At 47.4% G+C, this 897-nt stretch carries 2 protein-coding genes; both read left to right on the top strand.

Annotation, left to right across the window (positions count from 1 at the left end; all coding sequences use genetic code 11):
- On the top strand, positions 1-313 hold a 313-nt coding region (locus B7L72_RS18745), incomplete at its 5' end, for a hypothetical protein (protein ID WP_217806083.1).
- Positions 313-837, top strand: a complete 525-nt coding sequence (locus B7L72_RS13985; RefSeq protein ID WP_081195070.1) for a DUF4411 family protein — start codon at positions 313-315, stop codon at positions 835-837. The genes B7L72_RS18745 and B7L72_RS13985, both read left to right, overlap by 1 nt.
- Positions 838-897 lie beyond the last annotated feature (60 nt).

An 897-nucleotide genomic window follows, 5' to 3' on the forward strand; every position in this document is an offset into this window, starting at 1 on the left:
GGAGGCAGGAGACCTCAATGTTAGCGCTTCACTGGTAGCGTACCGGCTGTTTCGTAGCAATCTGCTCAACCAAGCTCAATGGGAAAGGGCTAGCACTGAGCTTCGTGAGTTGTGGCTGAACAGTAAGGCCAAATCAAAGGAAAGCGAGTCTGGCTCAAGTGGAAATTTCTACAATACGCAGCGCCATCGTGCAGGAGGCGCTCTTATCAGCCTTGTTCGTCGTTCGCTACAGGATGGCGTTCTAACTGAAACCAAGGCGGGTCGTGTTCTGGGAGTTAACCCAGGTAATGTCGCTGAAATGGTAGGATTTTAATGCCTGACAAACAAAAAAAGCTGTTTCTTCTCGACGCTAATATCATCATTCACGCCCACGATTATTACTACCATATGGAGAGAGTGCCAGAATTTTGGCGCTGGCTTGAGTTTCATGCTGGCGATGGTTCTATCTGTATGCCGCTTGAGACAATTGATGAGATAAAAGGCGGCACAAAGGCACAGCATGCAAACTTGGCTAAAAGCCGAGAGATACGCGACCTCCTTGTTTTACAAGAAGAATTTGATGTGGACCTATTGAACAGAGTGCTAGACGAAGGATATGGATCAGACCTCGATGAGATAGAACTTGAGAAGGTTGGGAAGGATCCATTTTTAATCGCTTACGGTCTTCGGGATCCAGTCAACAGGATTGTGGTATCCAATGAGATTCCTAAACCCTCGGCACGTCGCAAGAACCGTAAAGTTCCGGATGTGTGCGATGATATGGGAGTCCGTTGTTGTACCGTTTATGCGCTATTACGCTCACTGGACTTCCGCACTAATTGGCGTGACAGTATTTAATGCCAGCTTTAGTTTGACGAATCACTGCTCCAGACATCGTCGCCTGTCAATTTTCTTGTC

This window comes from Halomonas sp. BC1 (genome assembly GCF_002078135.1).
GTDB lineage: Bacteria > Pseudomonadota > Gammaproteobacteria > Pseudomonadales > Halomonadaceae > Vreelandella > Vreelandella stevensii.

Excerpts from the sequence above, each read along its gene's own strand:
- B7L72_RS13985 (WP_081195070.1), top strand. The coding sequence starts at position 313 with ATGCCTGACAAACAAAAAAAGCTGTTTCTTCTCGACGCTAATATCATC.